The 26,116-nt window shown below is 62.4% G+C and carries 26 protein-coding genes and 1 riboswitch; of the genes, 13 read left to right on the top strand and 13 right to left on the bottom strand.

The genetic code is table 11. The features are described 5' to 3' along the window. The first annotated feature begins 128 nt into the window (after positions 1-128). Complete coding sequence (locus tag KIP88_RS08865; protein WP_214487520.1) at positions 129-962, top strand: DeoR/GlpR family DNA-binding transcription regulator; 834 nt, start codon at positions 129-131, stop codon at positions 960-962. Between the two features lie 10 nt (positions 963-972). On the opposite strand, the gene KIP88_RS08860 is transcribed toward KIP88_RS08865, so the two are convergent. Beyond that, positions 973-1,581 carry an ABATE domain-containing protein gene (locus KIP88_RS08860; protein WP_214487519.1) on the bottom strand — a complete coding sequence of 203 codons (609 nt, stop codon included), beginning with the start codon at positions 1,579-1,581 and terminating at the stop codon, positions 973-975. 72 nt (positions 1,582-1,653) lie between these two features. Here KIP88_RS08860 and KIP88_RS08855 point away from each other — a divergent pair, with 72 nt between their 5' ends. From KIP88_RS08855 to KIP88_RS08820, 8 genes are all read left to right on the top strand, one after another. After that, positions 1,654-2,568 carry a DMT family transporter gene (locus KIP88_RS08855; RefSeq protein ID WP_214487518.1) on the top strand — a complete coding sequence of 305 codons (915 nt, stop codon included), beginning with the start codon at positions 1,654-1,656 and terminating at the stop codon, positions 2,566-2,568. Positions 2,569-2,698: 130 nt separating this feature from the next. After that, complete coding sequence (glpD, locus tag KIP88_RS08850) at positions 2,699-4,243, top strand: glycerol-3-phosphate dehydrogenase (RefSeq protein ID WP_214487517.1); 1,545 nt, start codon at positions 2,699-2,701, stop codon at positions 4,241-4,243. After that, the gene (locus KIP88_RS08845; protein WP_214487516.1) at positions 4,240-5,379 is read left to right on the top strand and encodes an ABC transporter ATP-binding protein; all 1,140 of its coding nucleotides are present in this window, start codon (positions 4,240-4,242) and stop codon (positions 5,377-5,379) included. The genes glpD and KIP88_RS08845 overlap by 4 nt, the downstream gene beginning before the upstream one ends. A gap of 12 nt (positions 5,380-5,391) precedes the next feature. Next, positions 5,392-6,477 (top strand): ABC transporter ATP-binding protein, encoded by a 1,086-nt coding sequence (locus tag KIP88_RS08840; RefSeq protein ID WP_214487515.1) that lies wholly within the window; start codon positions 5,392-5,394, stop codon positions 6,475-6,477. Next, the gene (locus KIP88_RS08835; protein WP_214487514.1) at positions 6,477-7,379 is read left to right on the top strand and encodes a carbohydrate ABC transporter permease; all 903 of its coding nucleotides are present in this window, start codon (positions 6,477-6,479) and stop codon (positions 7,377-7,379) included. The genes KIP88_RS08840 and KIP88_RS08835 overlap by 1 nt, the downstream gene beginning before the upstream one ends. Continuing rightward, positions 7,379-8,185 (top strand): carbohydrate ABC transporter permease, encoded by an 807-nt coding sequence (locus KIP88_RS08830; RefSeq protein ID WP_214487513.1) that lies wholly within the window; start codon positions 7,379-7,381, stop codon positions 8,183-8,185. The genes KIP88_RS08835 and KIP88_RS08830 overlap by 1 nt, the downstream gene beginning before the upstream one ends. 2 nt (positions 8,186-8,187) lie before the next feature. Beyond that, on the top strand, positions 8,188-8,514 hold the full coding sequence (locus KIP88_RS08825; protein ID WP_214487512.1) for a DUF2160 domain-containing protein: 327 nt from the start codon (positions 8,188-8,190) through the stop codon (positions 8,512-8,514). Between the two features lie 74 nt (positions 8,515-8,588). Continuing rightward, a complete protein-coding gene (locus KIP88_RS08820) occupies positions 8,589-10,385 on the top strand; it encodes an ABC transporter substrate-binding protein (RefSeq protein ID WP_214487511.1) in 1,797 nt (598 codons plus the stop codon). 186 nt (positions 10,386-10,571) lie between these two features. On the opposite strand, the gene KIP88_RS08815 is transcribed toward KIP88_RS08820, so the two are convergent. The 12 genes from KIP88_RS08815 to KIP88_RS08760 all read right to left on the bottom strand — a co-directional run bounded on the left by KIP88_RS08815 (position 10,572) and on the right by KIP88_RS08760 (position 23,784). Next, positions 10,572-11,672 (bottom strand): alkene reductase, encoded by a 1,101-nt coding sequence (locus KIP88_RS08815; protein ID WP_214487510.1) that lies wholly within the window; start codon positions 11,670-11,672, stop codon positions 10,572-10,574. A gap of 295 nt (positions 11,673-11,967) precedes the next feature. Next, positions 11,968-12,606: an SPFH domain-containing protein gene (locus tag KIP88_RS08810; RefSeq protein ID WP_214487509.1), complete on the bottom strand. Its 639-nt coding sequence runs from the start codon at positions 12,604-12,606 to the stop codon at positions 11,968-11,970. Between the two features lie 1,239 nt (positions 12,607-13,845). Continuing rightward, entirely contained in the window at positions 13,846-14,139 is a 294-nt protein-coding gene (locus tag KIP88_RS08805) for a helix-turn-helix domain-containing protein (protein ID WP_214487508.1), read from the bottom strand. A 373-nt stretch (positions 14,140-14,512) separates the two neighbouring features. Continuing rightward, positions 14,513-15,097: a hypothetical protein gene (locus tag KIP88_RS08800; protein WP_214487507.1), complete on the bottom strand. Its 585-nt coding sequence runs from the start codon at positions 15,095-15,097 to the stop codon at positions 14,513-14,515. A gap of 220 nt (positions 15,098-15,317) precedes the next feature. After that, positions 15,318-17,216 carry a phosphomethylpyrimidine synthase ThiC gene (thiC, locus tag KIP88_RS08795; protein WP_214487506.1) on the bottom strand — a complete coding sequence of 633 codons (1,899 nt, stop codon included), beginning with the start codon at positions 17,214-17,216 and terminating at the stop codon, positions 15,318-15,320. A 150-nt stretch (positions 17,217-17,366) separates the two neighbouring features. Next, entirely contained in the window at positions 17,367-17,975 is a 609-nt protein-coding gene (locus tag KIP88_RS08790) for a thiamine phosphate synthase (protein WP_214487505.1), read from the bottom strand. Continuing rightward, complete coding sequence (locus KIP88_RS08785) at positions 17,962-18,744, bottom strand: thiazole synthase (RefSeq protein WP_214487504.1); 783 nt, start codon at positions 18,742-18,744, stop codon at positions 17,962-17,964. Before KIP88_RS08785 ends, KIP88_RS08790 begins: the two co-directional genes overlap by 14 nt. A 355-nt stretch (positions 18,745-19,099) precedes the next feature. Continuing rightward, complete coding sequence (gene thiS, locus KIP88_RS08780; RefSeq protein WP_214487503.1) at positions 19,100-19,297, bottom strand: sulfur carrier protein ThiS; 198 nt, start codon at positions 19,295-19,297, stop codon at positions 19,100-19,102. Beyond that, the gene (locus tag KIP88_RS08775) at positions 19,288-20,298 is read right to left on the bottom strand and encodes an FAD-dependent oxidoreductase (RefSeq protein WP_214487502.1); all 1,011 of its coding nucleotides are present in this window, start codon (positions 20,296-20,298) and stop codon (positions 19,288-19,290) included. Before KIP88_RS08775 ends, thiS begins: the two co-directional genes overlap by 10 nt. Next, a riboswitch (TPP riboswitch) is annotated at positions 20,286-20,415 on the bottom strand. Its footprint overlaps the gene before it by 13 nt. Before the next feature lie 166 nt (positions 20,416-20,581). After that, on the bottom strand, positions 20,582-21,100 hold the full coding sequence (locus KIP88_RS08770; RefSeq protein ID WP_374226448.1) for a transglycosylase SLT domain-containing protein: 519 nt from the start codon (positions 21,098-21,100) through the stop codon (positions 20,582-20,584). 600 nt (positions 21,101-21,700) lie between these two features. Continuing rightward, a complete protein-coding gene (locus KIP88_RS08765) occupies positions 21,701-23,029 on the bottom strand; it encodes an ATP-binding protein (RefSeq protein WP_214487501.1) in 1,329 nt (442 codons plus the stop codon). A 2-nt stretch (positions 23,030-23,031) separates the two neighbouring features. After that, positions 23,032-23,784: a response regulator gene (locus tag KIP88_RS08760; RefSeq protein ID WP_214487500.1), complete on the bottom strand. Its 753-nt coding sequence runs from the start codon at positions 23,782-23,784 to the stop codon at positions 23,032-23,034. A 170-nt stretch (positions 23,785-23,954) separates the two neighbouring features. Between KIP88_RS08760 and KIP88_RS08755 the strand changes: the two genes are divergently transcribed. The 4 genes from KIP88_RS08755 (at position 23,955) to KIP88_RS08740 (ending at position 26,092) form a co-directional block, all read left to right on the top strand. After that, positions 23,955-24,530, top strand: a complete 576-nt coding sequence (locus KIP88_RS08755) for a hypothetical protein (RefSeq protein ID WP_214487499.1) — start codon at positions 23,955-23,957, stop codon at positions 24,528-24,530. Between the two features lie 149 nt (positions 24,531-24,679). Then, complete coding sequence (locus tag KIP88_RS08750) at positions 24,680-25,057, top strand: PRC-barrel domain-containing protein (protein WP_214487498.1); 378 nt, start codon at positions 24,680-24,682, stop codon at positions 25,055-25,057. Positions 25,058-25,152: 95 nt separating this feature from the next. Next, complete coding sequence (locus tag KIP88_RS08745) at positions 25,153-25,689, top strand: PRC-barrel domain-containing protein (protein ID WP_214487497.1); 537 nt, start codon at positions 25,153-25,155, stop codon at positions 25,687-25,689. A gap of 187 nt (positions 25,690-25,876) precedes the next feature. Beyond that, positions 25,877-26,092, top strand: a complete 216-nt coding sequence (locus KIP88_RS08740; RefSeq protein WP_214487496.1) for a dodecin family protein — start codon at positions 25,877-25,879, stop codon at positions 26,090-26,092. Positions 26,093-26,116: the final 24 nt, after the last annotated feature.

The following is a 26,116-nucleotide window of genomic DNA, read 5'->3' as shown; positions in this document are numbered from 1 at the left end:
TAACCAGGATTCGTTGTTTCGCCCCGCCAAGCGCCCTCGCGGTCGATCTCCCTCGTTGACCGCGGCCCCAATCAGCCGCACCATAACGGCAACTTTGTGCCCTAAGTCTGTATCTCAAGGGTGCCGCCATGGCCGGACTGTCCCACCGTCAGACTGAAATCCTGAACATCGCCCGCGCCTTTGGCCGGGTGATGGTGGAAGACCTCGCCAAGCGTTTCGAGGTTTCGGCGCAGACCATCCGCAAGGATCTCAACGACCTCTGCGACCAGCGCTCGCTGACCCGCATCCATGGCGGCGCCATCATCGCCTCCGGCGTCGAAAACCTCGCCTATGAGGCGCGGCGGTTCGTGGCGGCGGAAGAGAAGCGGGCGATCGGCATCGCCGCGGCGTCGCGGATTCCGAACGGCTGCTCGCTGTTCATCAACATCGGTACCACGACGGAAGAAGTCGCGAGCGCACTGACCTCGCATGAGGACCTGCTCGTCATCACCAATAACCTCAACGTCGCGATGCTGCTCTACCGGCACCCGCGCATCGAGGTGATCGTGGCGGGTGGCGCGGTGCGTCGTGCCGACGGCGCGGTGATCGGCTCGACCGCGATCAGCCTGATCGGCCAGTTCAAGGTCGATTACGCCATCATCGGCGCATCCGCGATCGACGAGGAGGGCGCGCTTTTGGACTTCGACTATCGCGAGGTGCAGGCGGCGCAGGCGATCATTGCCAATGCGCGCAGCGTCATGCTGGTCGCAGACTCGACAAAACTCCGGCGCAGCGCCCCGGTGCGCATCGCCCATCTCAGCCAGATCCAGACCTTTGTCACCGATGCGCCGCTGCCGGCGGGCCTTGCCAGCATCTGCCACCATCGGGGCATCGAAGTGGTCGAGGCGATGGAGAAGCCGGCGGCGGATATCGACGAGCCGGGCGAGCCGATTCCTCCTCCCGCCGCCGTGCGACTGCGATAGCGCTTCGGCCCTATCGCGTCGCGGAACGCCATCGCCGTTGTTTTTCGCGATTTCCGCAGCCTTTCATGCTGCACCATTGCCGGCGCCGGCCCTTGCTGGTGTCGAGGTAATAGACGTCGCAGTCCGAGGCGCTACATTTACGAATTCTTTTGCGATCCTCGTCAACGAGCAGACATTCGATAGCGAGCGAACAGGCGTGCAGGGGAATTCCGCGCGTCAGCGCGGGAGACCAGCGGCGATTGGCCAATCCGGGCGAGGGCGAGGAGACCAGGGTCCGGGCCGCATGTGCCGCCTGGATCGCGGCGGATAGCGCATCGAGATCGCCCTGTCGCGCGGGCCGCCCTGAATTTGCAGCAGCCAGCACATCATGAAGGTGCTCGCGAAGCTTGCGCGCGCGGTTCACGATATGCGAGCCGGAGCGGTTATCGAGCCGTTGCAGATGTGCGGCAGTCCGACGATCGAGCAGTCCCGCCAGTGCCGCGAAGCGTGTCAGGTCATGATACGTTGCCAGGTTCTCGATCGGCGTGGGCGAGGGCCGCTCATCCAGGGTGTTCACGAGGTCCAGAGCCGGATGGCCGCCGCTCCATTCGAACGGATTGGCGCGTTCTGCTTGCCTCACGTCGTGCTCCATCATAACCTGTAAAATATACCAAAAGGGTTATGAGCCGTCCATTGATGTCCGGAGTTGATGATGACGGATTTTGCCGTCCCGGCGCGCACCACTGCGGAATATGTCCGCGGCGCCCTCTATGGCCTCGCCGCCGTCAGCATCTGGTCCGGATGGATCGTTGTGGCTCGCCTGGGTCTCAAGACCAGCCTCACGCCATGGGACATCGCTGCGCTTCGTTTCGGCGTGGCCGGTTTGGTCCTGCTGCCGTACGTCGTGAGCAAGGGCCTTGCTCTTAAGCGTCTCGGCTTGATTGGGCTGGCGGCGATCGTCCTGGGTGGCGGCGCTCCCGTCCTGCTCGCGAACGCAGGCCTGCTGTTCGCGCCCGCGGCGCATGCCGGCGCGCTGTTTCCCGGGGTCATGCCGCTGGCCGTCGCGCTGCTTGCCGCGGCGATCCTGCAAGAGCCGTTCACGGCTGCGAAAAAGATCGGCTTCGTGCTGATCCTGCTCGGCGTCTTCGGCATCGCCTGGGGTGCCGGCAGCGCGATCGGGTCCGGGCAGACGATCGGGCACGCGCTGTTTCTTGGATCAGCGGTGGCGTGGGCCTGCTACACCATCGCGATGCGTCACGCGCGGCTCGATGGGCTGCACGCGGCGGGGGTCGCCGCCGTCGGCGCCTTGTTTCTCTACATGCCCGCTTATTTGTTCTTGGAGGGTGCGAGTTTCGCAAGAGCATCATGGAGCGATCTGGCGCTTCAAGCGTTCGTGCAGGGGCTTCTGACCGCCATCGTGTCCCTCGTCTTCTACGGGCGCGCCGTCAGCATCCTCGGCGCCTCGAGCGGGGCCGCATTTGCCGCGCTGTCCCCGGCGATGACAGCGGTCATGGCAATTCCGATTCTCGGCGAGTGGCCGACGGCGACGGACTGGATTGCGATCGCCGGGATTTCCGCAGGCGTTTACGTCGTGAGCGCAGGTCCGCTTCCAAGACGCCGAAGCTGACCCCCGATCAATTTGGAGGCTTCCCCCTCAAGTTCCGCGCTTTCGTCTTGCTTTCGTTTTTCTTTGTGATTAACTCCGATCCGAAAGTAAAATCGCCGAAGTGAAGAGGCGATCGCCGGGGAAACGTCTGTTGGATCGGGTATTCGACCTCGCCATCATCGGAGGCGGCATCAACGGCTGCGGCATCGCACGCGATGCGGTGGGCCGGGGCAATTCCGTTTTCCTGTGTGAAATGAACGACTTGGCGAGCGGGACGTCGTCCTGGTCGACCAAATTGGTGCATGGCGGGCTGCGCTACCTCGAATATTATGAGTTCAGGCTGGTCCGCGAGGCGCTGATCGAGCGCGAAATCCTCTGGCAGATTGCACCCCACATCATCAGGCCGTTGCGTTTCGTTTTGCCGCACCACTCCGGCCTGCGTCCGGCCTGGCTGCTCAGGCTAGGATTGTTTCTGTACGACCATATCGGCGGTCGTCATCTGCTGCCGCCGACGCGTTCGGTCGATCTCGTCCATGACGAGGTGGGCAAGCCCTTGATCGCCAACCGCTACACCAAAGGCTTTGAATATTCCGATTGCTTCGTCGACGACGCGCGCCTCGTCGTGCTCACCGCGCGGGACGCCGCCGATCGCGGCGCCGAAATCCGCACCCGATCGCGCGCGGTCGAGATCCGTCAAATCGACGGCGTCTGGCAAGTCACCGTCGAGAACACGATCAGTGGAGAGCGCACGACCATCCAGGCGCGCGCGCTGGTCAATGCCGGCGGCCCGTGGGTCGAACAGGTGCTCTCGTCAGGTTCGGGCGTCAACGCGCGTGCAAAAGTGCGGCTGGTGCAGGGCTCCCACATCGTGGTGCGCAAGCTCTATGAGCACGACCGCGCCTACATGTTCCAGAACGCCGACGGCCGCATCATCTTCGTCATTCCCTACCAGGATGATTTCACGCTGATCGGCACCACCGATCGCGACTACGACGGCGATCCGGCCAAGGTGAAAGCCTCCCCTGAGGAGATTCAATATCTCTGTGCGTCGGCCAGTGAATATCTGAAAAAGCCGGTGCTGCCTGCGGATGTCGTCTGGACCTATTCCGGCGTGCGGCCGCTCTATGACGACGGCGCCAGCGAAGCGAAAGCTGCGACCCGCGACTATGTATTCGAGCTCGATACGCCGGGTGGCGCGCCGTTGCTGTCGATCTATGGGGGCAAGATCACGACCTATCGGCGCCTGGCGGAAGAAGCGCTGGAGCGGCTCGCGCCCCAGTTGCGCAGCGCGAAAGAGAAGGAAGGTTGGACCGGCAAGGCGCCGCTGCCCGGCGGCGACATGGATGTTTCGGCGGTCGCCGCGCTGACGGCGGAACTGACGCGGGAATATCCGTTCCTCACCCCCGCGCATGCCAACCGGCTCGCGCATGCCTATGGCACGCGTGCGACAAAATTGCTCGGCAACGCGAAATCATTTGCCGATCTCGGCCAGTCGTTTGGCGCTACCCTGACCGAAAGCGAAGTCAGGTACCTGATGTCGAACGAATGGGCCTGCACTGCCGATGACGTGGTATGGCGAAGGTCCAAGCTCGGATTGCGGCTGTCGCCAGATGAAATCGCCGCGCTCGACGAGTGGATCAAAACCCATCGCGCCCCCGGCGAACGTCCCTTGCGTGAAGCGGGAGGGCGGCCATGAGCGTCACGCTCGAACACGTCACGCGAACCGTGGACGGCATCCCGACCATTCGCGATGTCTCGCTGACGCTGGAGCGCGGCACGCTGAGCGTGCTGCTCGGACCGACGCTGTCGGGCAAGACCTCGATCATGCGGCTGCTCGCCGGTCTCGACAAACCCGCGACCGGCCGCGTGCTGGTCGAGGGCAAGGACGTCACCGGCGCCGACGTGCGGCAGCGCTCGGTCGCGATGGTCTATCAGCAGTTCATCAATTACCCCTCGCTGACAGTGTATGAGAACATCGCTTCGCCGCTGCGGGTGCAGGGCCGGCCGCGCGAGGAGATCGACCGGCGCGTCCAGGAAGCCGCAAAGCTGCTGCGGCTCGAGCCCTATCTGAAGCGCACGCCGCTGCAATTGTCGGGCGGCCAGCAGCAGCGCACCGCGATCGCGCGCGCGCTGGTCAAGGGCGCTGACCTCGTGCTACTCGACGAGCCGCTCGCCAATCTCGATTACAAGCTGCGCGAGGAACTGCGCGCCGAACTGCCGCGCATCTTCGAAGCGTCGGGCGCGATCTTCGTCTATGCGACCACCGAACCCTCGGAGGCTTTGCTGCTCGGCGGTGACACCGTGTGCATGTGGGAAGGTCAGGTGCTGCAGGCCGGCAATACATCGCAGGTCTATCGCCGTCCCGATACGCTGCGGGTTGCACAGGTGTTCTCCGATCCGCCGCTCAACATCGTCGGCATCGAGAAGAAGAACGGCCAGGTCGCCTATGCCGGCGGCATCCAGGCGCCGGCCACCGGGCTCTATGCGAAGCTTTCCGACGGGCCCTATCGCGTCGGCTTCCGCGCCCACCAGCTTGAGGTGGCCAGCGGCATCGCCGGCCGCCACGCATTTCATGCCACCGTCACCGTGACCGAGATCACCGGTTCGGAAAGTTTTGTGCATCTCAACCGCGATGCCTCGAACTGGGTTGCGGTGCTGCCGGGCGTGCATGAATACGAGCCCGGCCATGTGCTCGATGCCGTCCTCGATCCCAATAATGTCTTTGTATTCGACGCCGCCGACCGCCTGGTCGCCGCGCCGAGCGCAGCGTTTTCAAGCGAAGTGCGCAGCACTTCGCGAGAAGAAAACGCACCAAGAAACAAGAGCGCATGAGGGAGATGCAGCATGGCCCGCATTGACCTCGTCGATCTCGCGCACTCCTACGGCGGCAATGACGCGCCGGCGGAATCATTTGCGCTGAAGCCGGTGACCATGACCTGGCGGCAGGGCGGGGCGTACGCGCTGCTCGGCCCGTCCGGCTGCGGCAAGACCACGCTGCTCAACCTGATCTCCGGCATCGTCACGCCGTCGCGCGGAAAGATCCTGTTCGACGGCGCCGACATCACACCGCTGTCGACGCAGAAGCGCAATATCGCGCAGGTGTTCCAGTTTCCGGTGATCTACGACACCATGACGGTCGGGCAGAACCTTGCATTCCCGCTGCAGAACCGCGGCGTGCCGAAGGCCGAGGTCGAGGCGCGAGTGAGGCAGATCGCCGATCTGCTCGACCTCACGTTCTATCTCGACCGTAAGGCAACGCGACTGACTGCCGACGCCAAGCAGAAGATTTCGCTCGGCCGCGGCCTCGTTCGCTCCGACGTCGCGGCAGTATTGTTCGATGAGCCGCTGACGGTGATCGATCCCGAGTTGAAATGGCAGTTGCGCTCAAAACTCAAGGCGCTGCATCGCGAGCTCGATCTCACGATGATCTACGTCACCCATGATCAGACCGAGGCGCTGACTTTTGCCGACACCGTCGTCGTCATGCACGATGGCCGCGTCGTGCAGAGCGGGACGCCGGCGGAATTGTTCGACAAGCCCGCGCATACCTTCGTCGGCTATTTCATCGGCTCGCCCGGCATGAACATCGTGCCGGCCGCGGTGAGCGGACACGAGGCGCGCGTCGACGGCCATATCATCGGCCTGCATCGCAATTACGGGGTGCTTCCGGCGGGTGCGAAAATCGAGATCGGCGTGCGGCCGGAATTCCTTCATGTTGCGGCGCCTGCGTCCGGACTGTTGTCGGCCGCGATCGAGCGCATCGACGATCTCGGCCGCGTTCGCTTCGCCCGCGTTCGCGTGGGGGACGCAAAATTTTCCGCCCGCGTGCCGCCGGGATTTTCCGTTCCCGACAACATGGTCGGACTGGTGTTCGATCCCGCCCATGTTCACGTCTATGCCGATAGCCGTCTGGTCGAGGGGGTTGCCTGATGGACAAGACCGTCAACCAGAAAGCCTGGTTCCTGGTGCTACCGGTATTCGCAGTGGTCGCGTTCTCTGCGATCCTGCCGCTGATGACGGTCGTGAACTATTCGATGCAGGACACGTTCGGCAACAACCAGTTCTTCTGGAACGGCGTCGGCTGGTTCAAGGAATTGCTCGATCCCTCGACCGATCTCGGCGGGCGCTTTCTGGCCTCGCTCGGCCGCAACCTGCTGTTCTCCGCCATCATCCTGGCGATCGAAGTGCCGCTCGGCATCGTGGTGGCGCTGTCGATGCCGCGAGAGGGCTGGACGGTTGCCGTATGCCTCGTGATCCTGGCGCTGCCGCTCTTGATCCCGTGGAACGTGGTCGGAACGATCTGGCAGATTTTCGGCCGGCCCGACATCGGCCTGCTCGGCTATACGCTCAACAGCCTCGGCATCGACTACAATTACGTCTCCAACGAGTTCGATGCCTGGGCCACGGTCATCGTGATGGATGTCTGGCACTGGACCAGCCTCGTGGCGCTGCTGTGCTACGCCGGGCTGAAGTCGATCCCCGACGCCTATTACCAGGCGGCGCAGATCGACGGCGCTTCGCGCTGGGCGGTGTTCAAGGCGATCCAGTTGCCGAAGATGAACCGTGTGTTGCTGATCGCCGTTCTGCTGCGCTTCATGGACAGCTTCATGATCTACACCGAGCCGTTCGTGGTGACCGGCGGCGGCCCCGGCAACTCGACCACTTTCGTATCGATCGAACTGGTCAAGATCGCGCTCGGGCAGTTCGACCTCGGCAAGGCCGCGGCACTTTCGCTGGTCTACAATCTGATCATCCTGATCGTGTGCTGGATCTTCTACACCGTGATGACCAACGCCGGGACCGAGCGTCCCGAAAAAAAGGGAGCCGCGTGATGAACTCGATTCCTGGCCGCCGCATCATCATGGTGGTGTTCCTGATCTTCCTGCTGTTGCCGATCTACTGGCTCGTCAACATGAGCTTCAAGACCAATACCGAGATCGTCACGACGATGACGCTGTGGCCGCACCAGCCGACGCTGGAAAACTACAAGCGCATCTTCACCGACGAGAGCTGGTATTCCGGCTACATCAACTCGCTGACCTACGTGCTGATCAACACCGTGATCTCGATTTCGGTGGCGTTGCCGGCGGCCTACGCCTTCTCGCGCTACCGCTTCCTCGGCGACAAGCATCTGTTCTTCTGGCTGCTGTCGAACCGCATGGCGCCGGCGGCGGTGTTTGCGCTGCCGTTCTTCAATCTCTATTCGGCGATCAATTTGTTCGATACGCCCTGGGCGGTCGCGCTGGCGCATTGCATCTTCAATGTGCCGCTGGCGGTCTGGATCCTCGAAGGCTTTGTTTCGGGCGTGCCGCGCGAGATCGACGAGACCGCGTTCCTCGACGGCTATTCATTCCCGCGCTTCTTCGTCAAGATCCTGGTGCCACTGATCGCGAGCGGCATCGGCGTCGCCGCGTTCTTCTGCTTCATGTTCTCCTGGGTCGAACTGCTGTTGGCGCGCACGTTGACCTCGGTCAACGCCAAGCCGATCTCGGCCATCATGACCCGCACCGTCTCGGCCGCTGGCATGGATTGGGGCCTGCTGGCTGCGGCCGGCGTGCTCACGATCATCCCCGGTGCCCTGGTGATCTGGTTCGTCCGCAACTACATCGCGCGCGGTTTCGCACTGGGACGGGTGTAGCCATGGAACACATCGCATGGATGGCCTGGACGCTGCCGACCGCGATCTTCTTCGTGATGCTGGCGCTGACGCTCGGCGTCATGACATGGCTTGCAGCCGTCTACCCCGAAGCCGAACGCGTCGGCGTGCTGCGCATTCCGACCACGCGCGGCGACCGCCTGTTCATTTCGCTGGTGCTCGCCGCAGTCATTCATTTGCTGTGGATCGCCTTTGTCGGCATCGACCCGCTTCTGACCCTGCCGATTGGAGAGGGCATTGAAATATCGAGCCTGTGGCTCGCAACCGTAATTTCGCTCCTATCGGCCGTTGTGATTTTTCGCACCGTCTGAAGAGCGAAGAACGAGCAGATCCGGGATCAACCCGGGCCTGGGTTTTGTTTGTCGCTGCAACCGGAGGACTCAACATGCGACGTTTTAGAGGAAGGAATAGTTCCTTGACCAAGGAGAGCTTTCTGACGATGACCAGCGCGGCTGCGCTGATAGCGGCTTCCGTTACGATTGCCGCACCCGCTCGTGCGGACGACGCCGTCAATCAGAGGTGGATCGACAGCGAATTCCAGCCCTCGACGCTCTCGAAGGCCGATCAGTTGAAGGAGCTGCAGTGGTTCGAAAAGGCCGCCGCACCCTTCAAGGGCATGGAGATCAACGTCGTGTCGGAAACGATCACGACGCATGAGTACGAATCGCGGACGCTGGCGAAGGCCTTCACCGAGATCACCGGCATCAAGGTCAAGCACGACCTGATCCAGGAAGGCGACGTGGTCGAGAAGCTGCAGACCCAGATGCAGTCCGGCAAGAACGTCTATGACGGCTGGATCAACGACTCCGACCTGATCGGTACGCACTTCCGCTACGGCCAGACCGTGATCCTGTCGGATTACATGACCGGCGAGGGCAAGGACGTCACCAACCCGCAGCTCGACGTCAACGACTTCATCGGCAAGTCCTTCACCACCGGCCCGGACGGCAAGCTCTATCAGCTTCCCGACCAGCAGTTCGCTAACCTCTATTGGTTCCGCTACGACTGGTTCTCCAATCCGGACTACAAGGCCAAGTTCAAGGCCAAGTATGGCTACGATCTCGGCGTTCCCGTGAACTGGTCGGCCTATGAAGATATCGCCGAGTTCTTCACCAACGACATCAAGGAGATCAATGGCGTCAAGGTCTATGGCCACATGGACTACGGCAAGAAGGATCCCTCGCTCGGCTGGCGCTTCACCGACGCCTGGCTGTCGATGGCCGGCAATGGCGACAAGGGCATTCCGAACGGCAAGCCGGTCGATGAATGGGGCATCCGCATGGAAGGTTGCCGTCCCGTGGGTTCATCCGTCGAGCGCGGCGGCGACACCAACGGCCCGGCGGCGGTCTATTCGATCGTCAAATATCTCGAATGGATGAAGAAGTATGCCCCGCCGCAGGCGCTAGGCATGACCTTCTCCGAATCGGGACCGGTGCCGGCACAAGGTGCGATCGCGCAGCAGATCTTCTGGTACACCGCCTTCACCGCCGACATGGTGAAGCCCGGTATCCCGGTCGTGAACGCGGACGGCACGCCGAAGTGGCGCATGGCGCCGTCGCCGCACGGCTCGTACTGGAAAGAGGGTATGAAGCTCGGCTATCAGGATGCCGGCTCCTCCACGCTGCTGAAGTCGACTCCGCCCGATCGCCGCAAGGCGGCCTGGCTCTATCTGCAGTTCATCAACTCCAAGACTGTGTCCTTGAAGAAGAGCCATGTCGGTCTCACCTTCGTTCGTGAATCCGACATTTGGGACAAGTCCTTTACTGAACGCGCGCCGAAGCTCGGCGGCCTGATCGAGTTCTACCGCTCGCCTGCGCGCGTGCAGTGGACCCCGACCGGCAACAACGTACCTGACTATCCGAAGCTCGCGCAATTGTGGTGGCAGAACATCGGCGATGCGTCGTCCGGTGCGAAGACGCCACAGGCGGCGATGGATGCGCTGGCAGCAGCGCAGGACTCGGTGCTGGAACGTCTTGAGAAGTCCGGCGTGCAGGGCGCCTGCGGGCCGAAGCTGAACAAGAAGGAGACGGCCGAGTTCTGGTTCAAGAAGTCCGAAAAGGACGGCAACGTCGCTCCCCAGCGCAAGCTGGCGAACGAGAAGCCGAAGGGCGAAACCGTCGACTACGACACGCTGGTGAAGTCGTGGCCGGCTACCCCGCCCAAGCGGGCCGAGGCGAAGTAAGCTCGCCTGTCACGAGTGATGCAAACAAGCGAAAGGCCGGGAGCGATCCCGGCCTTTTTCTTTCGTCATTGCGAGCGAAGCGAACCAATCCATTTCACCGCCTGCTGAGACATGGATTGCTTCGCTCCCTTGCGCGAACGCTTCGCGTTTGTCGCAGGCAATGACGGGGAGAGAGCGGTGAGCCACTTACTCCGCTGCCTGCGCCGCTCCAAGCGTCGGGTAATCCGTGTAGCCCTTTGCGCCGCCGCCGTAGAACGTTGCCTTGTCCCACTCGTTCAAGGGGGCGCCCTTCTTCAGCCGCTCGACGAGATCAGGATTCGAGATGAACGGTTTTCCGAATGCGATCAGGTCGGCCGCGCCGGCTTCGAGCACCTTTGTCGCCAGATCGAAATCATAGCCGTTGTTGGCGACGTAGGCTCCGCCAAAGCGCTTGCGCAAGGATGCGTAGTCGAACGGCGCGATGTCACGGGGACCGCCGGTGGCACCTTCGATGACGTGAATGTAGGTCAGCTTCAGCGCGTTGAGTCCATCGACGATGTAATCGAACAGCGGCTGCGGGTTGCTATCGGAAACGTCGTTGGCCGGCGTCACCGGCGAGATGCGGATGCCTGTGCGCTCGGGGCCGGCGATCGCGGCGACCGCTCCGGATACTTCCAGCATCAGTTTTGCGCGGTTCTCGATTCCGCCGCCATACGCATCGGTGCGCTTGTTGGTGCCGTCCTTGGCGAATTGATCGAGCAGGTAGCCATTCGCGCCGTGGATCTCGATGCCGTCGAAACCGGCCGCGAGCGCGTTCTCGGTGCCGCGCTTGAAATCCTCGATGATCCCTGGAATCTCCGACAGCTCCAGCGCGCGCGGCTCGGAGATATCGGTGAAGGTGCCATTGACAAACGTCTTGCCCTTGGCACGGATCGCGGACGGCCCCACCGGCTTGCCGCCGCCGGGCTGCAATGTGTCGTGCGAGATGCGGCCGACATGCCAGATCTGGATGAAGATGCGCCCGCCTTTTTCGTGCACGCGGTCGGTGACCTTGCGCCAGCCTTCGACCTGTTCTTTCGAGTAGATGCCGGGCGTATCCTGATAGCCCTGGCCCTGCTGCGAAACCTGGCTCGCTTCGGTGATCAGAAGACCTGCAGAAGCACGCTGGCCGTAATAGTCCACCGCGAGCGGGCTCGGCACCATGCCGGGAGGTACCGCGCGGTTGCGGGTCAGCGGCGCCATCGCGAAGCGATTGGGAAGTGTGATCGGGCCAAGCTTGAAAGGCTCGAACAGTTTGGTCTGGCTCATGTCTGATATGTCCGGATGGATGATGATAGGGGACAGTTGGGCATTGCGGCTAATTGCGCAATCCCCGAGCCATTCGGCTTGCGCAGACTAGCTGCGCAGGACCCCGGCTTCGTAGCCGGCATCCCGCTCCGGCACAGGCCCGGCGGCATAGGATGATCCCTTCGCAATCGGGAGCGGCGCAGCATGGGCGACCTCCCGCCCGCGGCAAACAAGGTTGAACGGCACTGTTGGCGCCCGGACCTGTCCCCGGCGGCCGGCGCCATGCCCCGTCGGACGATCGACGAGCCCGGCGCGATCACATTGCAGCGAACGCGCCTTTCTCAACCGCAGGCGAGTGCACCACAACGCCCATTCTCCTGTTGTCCAATTCCACCACGGGGCCTGCGGAATCGACCTGCAGCAGTTCGAACGTCACGCATTCGCAGCCAAGGGCGCGAAGCACCTGGCTGGCGGCTTTCTGCGCGCTATTGCCAAAGCTCTGGTGATCGGTCTGAATTTCGAGGCGGGATTTCCGGCTGCTCAGCGCCTTCACGACCGATTGCAGGCGGATGCAGATCTCGTCCCTGTAATTCTGGGTGCTTTCGAACGCGGCCCTGGGATCGACGATCTGGGTCCGGATGACATAGACGAGGTGGATTGCGGCCCGATCCGAGGAGACGGCGCCTTGCGTAAATCGAAACACCTCGGGACGCATGTCAATCCTCGCCAGTTGGAGGCTGCCGGGCCTGATACGGTGCCGGCCGTGGGTGAGGGCCTTTTCAAAACGCCCGTTCCTGTAGAGCAGCGCGGTTTCGAACGATCGAACACAGATCCGCTCGAAGCCGAGCAGCGCCATGATCCCCCTCCTGAACAGCGTCGAGATCCAGGCCCAGGCGCCGGCGATCACGGCGATGACGATCAAAGAAAATGCTATTGACCCCAGGAGTTCACCCACTTGCTTCCTTCCCCCGCCACCGTCTTCCTCGTTAGCGACACTGCGATTGCCAGTTCTTTTTTTGCTTTTCTCTTTTCTCTTGGCTTTCTGTGCGTCGAAAATAAGTCATCGCCAGTTCAATCAGAACGGGCACACACAAAATAATCCGACTGTTGCCCGGTCATTCGCATTTTAAATGAAGGCATTGTGACGCGCGATTGCTCGCGCCATTGCCCAAGGCTTTTGCAGGACGGGCGGGCGCATCGTCTCCACAACTTTTAATTGTATCGTACAGTTGTAGTGCGCGTGGCTTACCCCTCTCCCTAACGCGAGCGAGCTTCGCTCGTCTCGGACCCCGCAAGTGGGAGGGAACAGACCTTTCGTGCCGAACCGGTAGGCAAGGCGCTGCACAACAACCGTCGTCCCCCGCGCATGCGGGGGATCCAGTACGCTGCGGCCTATCGGTTCAATCATTGACGTCTCTGGAATACTGGGTCACCCGCCCCAGTGCGCAATTGCGCACAAGGCGGGTGACGACAGGTGAGTATGTATCGGCGTTCTCGCGGCGCATTTGCGTCCGAGGTATGCTGGATAACTTCCCGCCCTCCTGAATAGAGGGCGCAGGGAAGACCGGGTGCACGCTGCACCCGCGGTCTCGTGTGCAATTGCGCACAAGGAAAGCGCACACGAGCATACAGGTTCAGCGGAAACACTCCGGCCTTCCCTGCGCAATGGCTTTACGGCTTACTTCGTGCTCTCCCCGGCGAACGGCTTTTTTGCCACCGTCGCCCCCAAGAAGCTTGCTTCTCAAGAACTTGATGCCAGCACCGCGACATCAGGACCACACGACTTCGCCGTACACAACAGCCACGCACGTCGGTCATGGCTCTCGTGTCCACCGCATCCCACCGCGCGTTCGTGACGATCGCGACCCGCCCCTCTCATCGGGTGAGACGGGCGGAGTTATGCGGCTGATTTGGCCTGCGCGTTAAGCGGAATATTTTTGAGCGAAGGGCTGGACAGATTTTAGGTGATTTGCCCGTCGTGTTGAAATGTCGCAGGCGCTGCACAGGATTTGCGCTTGCTCGGCAAGCAAATCAGCCCGCAGAGCGAAGGCCGTAGGGTAGGCAAAGCGAAGCGTGCCCACCAATTCATACCGTGCTCAAGAGGGTGGGCACGCTACGCTTTGCCCACCCTACGCGGACCGCAGCTTCGCCATGGCAAGTAAAGCCGATGGCGCTGCGCGAACGCGTAACCCACCTAGCTATGCGCGGGTATGTCGACGCCGTCAGTCGCATACTGCCGGATCTTGTTCCGCATCGTGCGCACCGAAAGTCCGAGCACGCGCGCGGCGTGGGTGCGGTTGCCGTGGCAGCGCGCCAGCGTCTGCAGAACGAGCTCGCGCTCGATCGCCTCGACCGTGGAGCCGATCAGCATCGGCACGATCTGGTGGGGTGAAAGGGTCTGAAAATCCGGCAGCGGAATCTCGGGCGTGCAGACACAGTCCACGCCAAGGTACAGGTCACGGTACGCGCCAAGATACTCCTGGGGCATCAACACCTCCCGATCGACGCTTGCTCCGAAACGCGGAGCAGAAACATCAGGAATCAACGGCCCCCTAGCCGTAGAGGAGGGTGGACGCGTTTGGTTAATGAAAGGTTAATTGGCACGGAGAGGTTTTGGCGATGTTTTGGCACACCCTGAGGTATATGCTCATTAGCAGGCAGCTGGACGTGTCAGTGCGGCCTCGCAGTTCTGGTCGACCCTGTGAACGCACGGCCATAGCCGCGCTTCGTTGATGGTGCGATTCGGGACGGCTTAAACACCGGATGTCGCTGCGCTCATCCGGGCTTCGATACTGGAGCATACAACACTACGGTCTTTTCTTGCACGTATGGATGCTATGAAGCCATCGATCCATTCAGTGCTAGTTCAGCGATGGATCAGTCTTGGCTTCTTTGCCTCCCGAAACACGTACCGCCCTGGCCATTTCTTTCTCATAAATCCCGTCAGTGCACTGTCCCGTTAAAAGGTCGAGGCGGAACGGCACCCAGGCGTCGCTGACTGGAGAGTATGCTTCGCCTAAAAGATCCGTTTCGTGCACCTCGACGTTACGAAAACCATCCCAGGAAATGCGTGGGCTAAGCCATCCAGCGTTGTCGGCCCCAATGGCAATGAAGTCGGTCAAACGTTGAAATATGACCAGCCCAAGCGACGGAATCGAAAAAACCTGATCAGTATCCCACGCCATACTATCGAGGATGGCGCGGCGCTCTGGGTCGACAATGCAGGCCTCACCTTGTGCGACTACAATGACGTAAACTTCATTGGGATGATCAAGGACTGCGTTGCAGGCACTCATGCCTCCGATGAAGTTACCGACCCACGGTTCGGATGCCATGGGGTAAAAGCGCACAACCAATCCTTCGCGATGTTCGCGCGCGCCGTTCTTCGTGAAAGAGATGGCCATCGGGCCATATGGCGGAAGGCCTGGTAAGATTTCGAACCGCATGAGTCGTTGCTCGCATCGAGCCGAGGGCAGGGGCCATCTTGTACGAGAAGCCAATAGCCGACAGCTTCTAGTTGCTCAATGATTAGTTTGTGCCCAGTCACGTAGCAACAGCCGGAACGACGGCGTCCGCGGCGCAGCAAAAAGCCGGGCTTTCGCCCGGCCTTCGCTATTAGATGGATGCCCGGGTCAAGCCCGGGCATGACGAGGAGAGAGCGGTGCCTCACAGCACCCGATTACTCTCCTTCACCTTCTCCGCATCCAGATACACACTGCTTCCCATCTCCTTGAACTTCTGCGACATCGCCGCCATGCCGTCCTCGATGGTGCCGCTCACCGACATGCCCACGCTCGTCGGATCGTTCAGCGTCGCTGCATAATCCCGCACGTCCTGCGTGATCTTCATCGAACAGAACTTCGGGCCGCACATCGAGCAGAAGTGGGCGACCTTGTGGGCTTCCTTCGGCAGGGTCTCGTCGTGGAAGCTCTTTGCGGTGTCCGGATCAAGGCCGAGGTTGAACTGGTCGGTCCAGCGGAAGTCGAAGCGGGCGCGGCTAAGGGCGTCGTCGCGCAGTTGCGCGGCGGGGTGGCCCTTGGCGAGGTCGCTCGCGTGGGCGGCGATCTTGTAGGTGATGACGCCGACCTTGACGTCGTTACGATCAGGCAGGCCGAGATGCTCCTTCGGCGTGACGTAGCAGAGCATGGCGCAGCCGAACCAGCCGATCATCGCCGCACCGATGCCGGAGGTGATGTGGTCGTAGCCCGGCGCGATGTCGGTGGTCAGCGGGCCTAACGTGTAGAACGGGGCTTCGCCGCACTCCTTGAGCTGCTTGTCCATGTTGATCTTGATCTTGTGCATCGGCACATGGCCGGGGCCTTCGATCATCACCTGGCAGCCTTTCTCCCACGCGATCTTCGTGAGCTCGCCGAGCGTCTCCAGTTCGGCGAACTGCGCGCGGTCGTTGGCATCCGCGATCGAGCCGGGGCGCAGGCCGTCGCCGAGCGAGAACGAGACGTCGTACTTGCGCATGAGGTCGCAGATCTCGTCGAAATGGGTGTAGAGGAAGCTCTCCTTGTGATGCGCCAGGCACCACTTCGCCATGATCGAGCCGCCGCGCGACACGATGCCGGTGACGCGGTTGGCGGTGAGGTGGATGTAGGGCAGGCGCACGCCGGCGTGGATCGTGAAATAATCGACGCCCTGTTCGCACTGCTCGATCAGCGTGTCCTTGTAGAGCTCCCAGGTCAGCTTTACCGGATCGCCTTCGCACTTCTCCAGCGCCTGATAGATCGGCACGGTGCCGATCGGGATCGGTGCGTTGCGCAAAATCCATTCGCGGGTGGTGTGGATGTTGCGACCCGTCGAGAGGTCCATCACCGTGTCGGCGCCCCAGCGGATCGCCCACACCATCTTGTCGACTTCTTCCTCGACCGACGAGGTGACGGCGGAGTTGCCGATATTGGCGTTGATCTTGGTCAGGAAATTGCGGCCGATGATCATCGGCTCGAGTTCGGCGTGGTTGATGTTGCAGGGGATGATGGCGCGGCCGCGCGCGATCTCGGAGCGGACGAATTCCGGCGTGATGAAGGCGGGCACTTCCGCGCCAAAGCTTTCGCCGTCGGCAAGGGCTGCTTCCGCGCGCTCAAGCTGCTTTTTGCGGCCGAGGTTTTCGCGCTCGGCGACGTAGATCATCTCCTTGGTGATGATGCCGGCGCGGGCGAATTCGAGCTGCGTGATCTTGTGGTCGCCTGTGCCGCGCAGCGGCTTGTGATGCGCGGTGAAGGCCTTTGCGGCGTGCGACGCGCCGACATTGCCGTTGTCTTCCGGCTTGATCTCGCGGCCCTCATACTCCTCGACGCCGCCGCGTTCCTTCACCCAGGCGAGGCGGTTGCGCGACAGACCGGCGTTGACGTCGATGGTCACGGACGGATCGGTGTAGGGGCCGGAGGTGTCGTAGACCGGCAGGTTCGGCTCGCCTGCGCCTTCGCTGAGGATGATTTCGCGCAAGGGCACGCGCAGGTCGGGCGCGGCATCGGGGGTGGCGAAGATCTTTCGCGATGAGGGCAGGGGACCAGTGGTGACGGCGGGCAGGGTGGTGTCGGGGTTGGAGCGGATGTTCATTATGTATCCTCCGTTGAATTTCTGATTGGTTTTTCCGTCATTGCGAGCGCAGCGAAGCAATCCATGGCACCGCATGCGCGGAGGGATGGATTGCTTCGTCGCTTGCGCTCCTCGCAATGACGGTTGATGGTTTCGTAAACATCACGAACATCACGCTGCCTCCGCGCTTTTCCCCAGCCACTGCCGCACCCTTGCATCGGGATCGGCGTGCTGGGTGACGTCGCTGACGACGGCGATCGAGTCGGCGCCGGCCGCAAAAATCTCGGCTGATTGTTCGAACTTGATGCCGCCGATCGCGACCAGCGGGATGTCGCCGATGCGCTTCTTCCACTCGGTGATCTTTGGAATGCCCTGCGGCGCGAAGCGCATCGATTTCAGCGTGGTCGGAAAAATTGGACCGAGCGCGATATAATCCGGTTTCGCTGCAAGCGCGGTCGCCAGCTCCTCGTCGTCATGGGTGGAGATGCCGAGCGTCAATCCGGCTTTGCGGATTTCGGTAAGGTCGGCGTCGGCGAGGTCTTCCTGGCCGAGATGCAGATGTTTTGCGCCGGCGACGATCGCCGCGCGCCAGTAATCGTTGACCACGAGTTTTGCCGGCGTGCCCTTGACGGACTCCAGCGCGTCGGTCACGATCTGCAGCGCCTCTGAATCATTGAGGTCCTTGGCGCGCAACTGAATGGTGCCAACGCCGAGCAGCGCGAGCCGCGTCACCCAGGCCACGCTGTCGACCACGGGATAAAATTTATCAGGATACGGCATGCCAGAACGGTGTCCCGATCACAGGGGTTGAGGGGGAGGCGAAATCGCGGGCTTCCATCAGCCCGGCCTCGTAGGCGGTGCGGCCGGCTTCCACGCCAAGGCGGAAGGCGTTGGCCATAGCTATGGGGTCGGCGGCTTTTGCGATTGCCGTGTTGAGCAGCACGGCGTCGTAGCCGAGTTCGAGCGCGTGGGCGGCGTGCGAGGGCGCGCCGAGGCCGGCGTCGACCACCAGCGTCACGTCAGGCAGGCGCTCGCGCATCAGCTTCAGCGCGTCGCGGTTGGTGATTCCCTTGGCGCTGCCGATCGGCGCGGCCCACGGCATCACCACCTTGCAGCCGGCATCGACCAGCCGCATCGCGACCGAAAGGTCTTCGGTGCAATAGGGGAATACTTCAAAGCCGTCCTTGATCAGGATGGCGGCGGCCTCGACCAGGCCAACCACGTCGGGCTGCAGCGTGTCGTTGTCGGCGATCACTTCCAGCTTGATCCAGGGCGTGGAGAATAGCTCGCGCGCCAGCTTTGCCGTGGTCACCGCCTCGCGCACGCTGCGGCAGCCGGCGGTGTTCGGCAACACCGTGACGCCAAGCTCGCGGATCAGCGACCAGAACGCGTCCCCGGTCTTGCCGCCGGCGGCCTCGCGCCGCAGCGACACCGTGACGATGTTGGCGCCTGAGCTGCGGATCGCGTCCTGCATGATCGCGGGTGAGGGGTAGAGTGCCGTGCCGATCAGGAGGCGCGAGGAGAAGGTTTTGCCGTAGAAGTTGAGCATCAGATCAATGTCCTATTCCGAAACTCGTCATCGCACCCACCACTCGTCATCCCCGCGCAGGCGGGGATCCAGTACGCCGGGAAATTTGCGGTCAATCCGAGAGGCCGCGGCGTACTGGGTCGCCCGGTCAAGCCGGGCGATGACAGCGGAGTATGAGGCGGCAGCGCGTAACCAACCTCGTCGTCCCTGCGAACGCAGGGACCCCTAGCGTGAGCGCAATCGCGCTCATTGCGACCGCGTGATCTCGCTTGTTGACGTACTGGGAGACTCCGTCGTTCAAAACGACGGCCGGTGGCTATGGGTCCCTGCTTTCGCAGGGACGACGTGGGGAGAGATGGTGCGCACATCGTCATCATCACCCTCCCTGCCGCGGCGTGATGATCTCGATTTCGTCGCCGCTCTTCAGCACGGTCTCTGACCAGCGGCTTTTCGGCAGCACGTCGTAATTCACGGCGATCGCAAAATGCGTGCCCTCGTAGTCGAGCTCGCTGAGCAGCGCATTGACGCTGGCAGAGATGATCTCCCGCTCTTCGCCGTTGACGGTCACACGCATCGCATCACCTCATTGTCGATCGCGCCGCGCTGCACGTAGCCAAGCGTCAGCTCGGCCAGCGCGGGGGCCAGCAGAAAACCGTGGCGATAGAGCCCGTTCACGGCGATCTTCCTGTCGACCGTGATGCGCGGCAGATTGTCAGGGTAGGCCGGGCGAAGTCCGGAGCCGAACTCGACGATGCGCGCTTCGGCAAAGGCCGGATGCACGGCATAGGCCGCGCCGAGTAGTTCCAGCGCCGAGCGCACGCTGACGCCGGTATCCTCGGCCTCGATCGAGGTGGCGCCCAGCATGAATTTGTTGTCGCCGCGCGGAATGACGTAGAGCGGCCAGCGCGGATGGATCAGCCGCACCGGGCGCGACAGTTCGACCTCATTCGTTTCGACGATGATCATCTCGCCCTTGACGCCGCGCAATTCGGGCTGCTCGTCGCGCGCGGAAAGCCCGCGGCAGTCGATCACGATGCCGTCGAGATCCCTGGCATCGGCATCGCAGTCGAACTTGATGGTGCCGCCGGCGGCTTCAATGCGGGCATGCAGTTCGGGCAGAACTTTTCGCGGCTCGACATGGCCTTCACCGGCATAGAACAGGCCGTCGCGGAAACGGCCATCCAGCGACGGTTCGAGGTCGCTTAACCCTCGCGCGTCGAGCCTGACATGGCCGGTGGTCAGTTTTGCAAAACGTTCGAAATCGGCGCGGTCGCGCGCATGCGCCACGACCAGCGAACCGTTGAACGGCGTTTCTGGGAAATGCTCGCGCCACAAATCGAGCGAGCGGATGCCGAGCCGGCCGATCACCGGCTCGGAGGCCTCGGCCTCGCACCAGGGCGCCAGCATGCCGCCGGCCCAATGGCTGGTTGCGAGCGTCATCTCGGCGTCACTGCGCTCATACAGAGTGACGGCATGGCCGGCCTGCGCGAACAGCAGCGCCTGCCATGCGCCGGCTATGCCCGCGCCGATGATGGAAACGGGGGAATCCCCCCGCGGATCTGACTTCTGGTACATCCCTGTCCCTTCGCCGGCATGACCCGGATCAGGTTCAAAGGGTCACCGCGGTCCTGGGCTGAACGGCCCAAGCTTGCGGTATCTCAGCTCCTCATCGGAGCACCCCTCGGAACAGGTCTAATGTAGGCAGTTGGGGCGGGGTGTCAACAACACCCCCTCGTCATGCCCGGGCTTGGCCCGGGCATCCACGACTTCCTTGTCGTGGAAACCAGACGTGGCTGGCGGGGACGCAGGCGAGCGGAAGCGACGCCGTCCTTTGGACGGCTATGCCCGGCCATGACAGTTATTTCGCGGGAACCTGCATTGCGTTCGCCTCAGCGGGCGTTTTCGCCACCCCAACCGGCCTGGCGACGATTTTCGGCGGCGCACCACTCGCGAGCATCGGCGCGATCTGCAGGGGCCGCTCCTGCCGCTGCCGCTTTGCAGCGTAGTAATAGCCGCTCGCATAATAACGCACGGCTCGGCTGTGATCGCCGTTGGCGGCGCGGTAGGCGCCGGCGAGATATTTGATGCCCCAGGCGAGATTGGTGTCGGGATCGCGCAACCCGGCGGCGTCGCCGGTGTAGCCGAGGCCGCGCGCGGTCGGCAGCTTGATCTGCATCAGCCCGATGGTGCCGCCGCGCCCGACGAGGCCAGGATGATATTTGCTCTCGCGCACGATCACCCGGTGTACCAGCGCTTCCGGCACGTTATTGGCGCTCGCATGGGTTGCGACCATGCTTTCATACTGCGCGCGGCTCTGTGCCATCGCATCGGGCGAAACGAACAGTGCGGCCATGGCGGCGAGCCAAGAAAACTTCAGCGCAAACTGCAGCGCAAACTTCGGTGCAACCTTCGAAAAACTTTTCATAAAATAATCTCTGCGAACGGGGGCATTAACATGGGCACTTTTCGGTAGTTCCATTACCGGGCGCAGATGTGGCGAAAAACCGGCGACATCACGGCGAGATGTTCGCGGCTCGCGCACGCGGTAACGGAGGCGGGCGAGCGTGGCGCTTACGTTGTTACTGCGATGCATCGCGTCTGCGACGCGAACTGCGTCACGCGGACGCGCAGGATTGTCGTGCAAAAGACGCAGTCAAGGTGTAAAGAAGTTTTCCCAGCGACAAAGTTTTCATTCCGGCAGCAAACCTGTCTCATTCCATTAAATAATAAAACATAACAAAACCAGAAGGGAGATGCGCCTATGGCTCGACTCGATTCCGGAAATTTACCCCGCGGAAATCCCTGTGCCCAATGCGGAAAGCCGATTGCGAGACCTGATTGGGTTGAGAGTAGTCCTGGCCGCACTTCGTTCCTCTGGTTCTGCCGTGCCTGCGATTATCGCTTTGAAGCGATCGCGATCTATGAAGAGGCGCATCCCGACGCCCTCGCCGCCTGACGCCTCCGAAATCATCATCCTCTAGGCCGCAGTGCGGTCGCTGTTCTGGTGGATTGGCAATCGTATCCGAACCACCAGTCCGTGCGGCTGCCGGTCATGCAGCGACAGCGTGCCGCCATGCGCTGTTGCGATGGCGTTGGTGATCGAAAGACCAAGGCCGAAGCCTGCCGCTTCATCCATGTTGCGGGCTTCGTCGCCGCGCACGAACGGCTCCAGCATATTCTGCTTCAGCGCGTCCGAAATGCCGGGGCCGTCGTCTTCGACGTCGATGGTGAGCTGATCTACCGAGACGCGAAGGCGGATCACCGCTTCGGCGCCGAACCTCACGGCATTCTCCACCAGATTGGTGACGGCGCGGTGCAAATCGTCCGGCCGCACCGTGGCCATGGCATGCGCGGGGCCGTCATAGGCGACCTTGCGTCCCATGTCACCGAATTGGTCGGTGATAAGCTGCAGCGTGCTGGCGACGTCGGCCAGCGTCATGGCCTCTAACCTGCGGCCGTTGCGCAGGAACGACAGCACGGATTCAAGCATCGCGCGCATCTGATCGAGATCCCCGAGCATGCGGCTGCGATGGGTCTCGTCCTCGATGAATTCGGAGCGAAGACGCATTCTTGTAATCGGCGTGCGCAGATCGTGGCTGATTGCGGCGAGCATTTTTGTGCGGTCGTCGATCAGGCCGGTGATGCGCTCGCGCATGCGATTGAGCGCGCGCGCGACCGAGCGGATTTCCTCCGGCCCGCGTTCGGGGAGGGGAGCCGCGGCGCCGTTGAGGCTGAAACTCTCGGCGGCCTTGGCGAATGACGACAGTGGCGCGGTTAACGCCCGCGCCGCCCACAGGCCGAGCAGGGTGACGCTGATGACGGCAAACAGCAGCGTCATCATCCAGGGACCGCCGAGAAACGGCGGCCGCGGCCGGTCCGGCAGGATGTTGGCCGAAATCATCATGCCGTCAGGCAGGCCGATGCCGACCTTGCGGGGCTCGCCGCCGCTCCCAAGCTGCAAGATGCGATAATCATGGCCGAGGCGCCGCTGCATGCCGCGCGGGTTGAACGCGTCGCCTTCGCCCGCCGCAGGCAACGGTCCCGGCGGGAGGATCTCGATGCCGAGCTGCGGAAAGGCGCGCGCGATGTCGGCGGACAACCGCGGCCGTTCCGGCGCGGGCGCTGCGCCGAGCAACTGCACGGCTGTGACAAGCTGGCCGTGGCCGCGGTCAGACGACGGCTCCCCGTGGTCGGGCCGGTGCAGCAGGAAGCTGGCGGTGATGATCAGATGAAGGGCTGCGATCGAGACGACGACGAGGGCAGCGATCTGGCCGCTGATGCCGCGCAGGTTCAATAGGCCCTTCATGATCAGTGGCCGGCGGCGGTTACCGCCTCGACGCTGACGGCTTCAACTCTGGGCGTGAACATGTAGCCGCCCGAGCGCACCGTCTTGATCATGGTGGCAGCTTGCGGATCGGGTTCGATCTTGCGGCGGATGCGGCTGACCAGCACGTCGATCGAGCGCTCGAACGAGCCGGCGTTGCGGCCCTGCGTGAGGTCGAGCAGGCTGTCGCGCGACAGCACGCGGCCCGGCCGCTCGCAGAATGTTCGCAGCAGGTCGAACTCGGCGCTGGTCATCGCCACATGCGCGCCCTCGGGATTGCGCAGCTCCCGCAGCCGGCAATCGATCCGCCAGCCAGCGAACGCCAGCACGGTTGCGCCCTCGGTGGCGCTGGCGGTATAGGCCGCGGCCTGCCGGCGCAGCACCGCATTGATGCGGGCCAGCAATTCGCGCGGGTTGAACGGTTTGGCGAGATAGTCGTCGGCGCCCATCTCCAAGCCGAGGATGCGGTCGATGTCCTCGCCGCGCGCGGTCAGCATGATGATCGGGGTCTGCGACTCGGCGCGCACCTTGCGGCAGAGGGTGAGGCCGTCCTCGCCGGGCAGCATGACGTCGAGGATCAAAAGATCGACCCGGCGGTCGGTCATGGCGCGGACCATCTCGCGGCCGTCGGCCGCGGTGGTGACGTTGCAGGCGTTGTTGCGCAGGTATTTTGCGATCAGCGACCGCGTCTCGCGATCGTCCTCGACGACAAGGATGTTGGGTATTGCCTGGGCCATGCCAATCTTTTGTCGGTGATTCGGGTGCATGCGCGAAGGATTTTTGTTTCCGGATGTTTCCGGATGACTCAGGGCAACACCGGGCAACAGGCGAGGGGGCGGGCGAAAAGATCTCGTTAAGGTCGTTAACCCTACCGTCGTGACGTCATTTACGAACGCTCGGAGCTATCATGACCTCGATCTCGGCGGCCTCGGCCCAGACCTACCAGTCGCCTCTTCAGAAGTTGCAGGATGAGTTGCTGTCCGAAGTAAAATCCGGTGCCATCAAGTCGTCCGACCAGGACGCATTGTCGGCGGCGCTGACCGATATCGATTCGGCGATGCAGGCGAGCCGCGCCAGCGACCAGGCCAGCGGCACGCGGCCGTCGCCCGACCAACTCAAATCGAAGATCGACGATCTGATCGCCGGCGAAGTTTCCAGCGGCAAGCTGACCAGCGATCAGGCCACTGAACTGCAGGGCATCTTCAAGGCCGCCTTCGCCAACGGCCCCGGCGGGGCTGGCGGTCCGGGCGGCGCCGGCGGTCCTCCTCCGGGTGGTCCCGGCGGTCCGCCGCCTGCGGACTCCAGCGATGATACTTCGTCGAGCACGACTTCGACGTCGATCGACGACATTCTCAAGCAGTTCCTGCAATCGCTCCAGGAATCGCTGTCGGCTTCATCATCGACGACCTACGGTGCAACCGGTAGTTCAAGCACGAGCAGCAGCGGTTCCTTCTCGGCATTGCTGATCGATTATCAAAGCTGAGCTCGCGGACCGCGTTTTCGCGCGGAGCGGACAAGCGACGCAACAACCATCCTTCCCGAAAGGGAAGGATGGTTGTCTCATTTCCGGCTGGAAGGAACCGGGCGGCGATTGCGACGTTGGTTCCGCTACAAGATGTGTGGAGAGGTCCAATGACAAGCGACGTCATGGCCAAGCCGCATCAGTTGATCGCGAGCGACCGCGTCGAGGGGACCGCGGTGCGTCGGCCGAATGGAGACATGATCGGCCATATCGAACGGCTGATGATCGACAAGGTCACGGGTAAAGTATCCTATGCAATCCTGAGTTTCGGCGGGTTTCTGGGCATCGGGGCCAATCTGATTCCGTTGCCCTGGGGACGGCTTCGCTACAACACGAAGTTCGAAGCCTACGAACTCGACATCGACGATGAAGAGCTGAAGCGCGCGCCGTCATTCCAGGCGGACAAGGATTTCGACTGGGGCGATCGCGCGAAGGAAGCCGAGCTGCATCGCTATTACGGCATGCCGCCTTACTGGAGCGGCTTCTGACCGCAGTGCGGCGCACGTGTTCCATGCGAAATGCGTGGAACACTTGTTGAAGTGCCGGGTTTTCTCAGTGCGTTTCTGAAATGAGGAGAACCGATATGTTAACCAAATATGCCGTTGCCGGCGTCGCGGCTTCCGCGCTGCTGGCGAGTGTCGCGTTCGCGCAAGGTCCTTCGGCAACGACCGACAGCGCCACCACTGCCGCGCCTGTGGCTGCGTCCGATACCTCGTCGTTCAAGGGCAGCTGGCGTACGTCGAAGCTGGTCGGCCTGAACGTGTATAACGACAGCAACGAAAGCCTCGGATCGATCAACGATCTCTTGGCCGACAAGAGCGGCGACATCAAAGGCGTGGTGATCGGCGTCGGCGGCTTCCTCGGCGTCGGCGAGCACCTGGTTGCGGTGCCGATCGACAAGGTGAAGTTCGTCGATGAGCCGATCGCCTATACCGGCGCCTCGACCGCACCTGCGACCGGCGGCGCAAGGCCTTCAACGAGCACGACGACGACCGGTGCTGCGACCACGGCGCCTGCCCCGGCAGCCAAAAAGAATCCGTGGTATCCGGATCACGCCATGCTTAGCGCGACGAAGGAGCAGCTGAAGGCGATGCCGGAGTTCAAGTACTCGACCGATTGAGGCCGCGGTCTCGACTAGCAGGCGTCCTCAAAATGGCCGGACGGCGTGATGCCGCCCGGCCATTTGATTTTGTGGACGCATGTTCGCGCAATGGTGCAGCGCATCCTATTCACGATGCGCGTCCCGATGTTAGGTTGTCTCGCGGCAGGAGCACCCTGCGTCCTGCCTGAAAGCAACGGAGGACGACATGGCTGATAGCGTCTACAAGGTCATCGAGCTGATCGGCACCAGCACGGAATCCTGGGAAAAGGCCGCTGCCGCCGCGGTCGGTCGCGCTGGAGCGTCGCTGCGCGATCTGCGCGTCGCCGAGGTCGTGAAGCTGGATCTGCAACTGGACGCCAGTGGCAAGGTCGAAGCCTACCGCGCCAAAGTGAACGTCTCGTTCAAGTTCGAGGGGTCGTAGCGGCGGTTAATGTGTAGGGTGGGC

This window comes from Bradyrhizobium sp. SRL28 (genome assembly GCF_018596315.1).
Classification (GTDB): domain Bacteria; phylum Pseudomonadota; class Alphaproteobacteria; order Rhizobiales; family Xanthobacteraceae; genus Bradyrhizobium.
The sequence above is the reverse complement of the archived record's forward strand: the minus strand, read 5'-3'. Positions and strand labels throughout refer to the sequence as shown.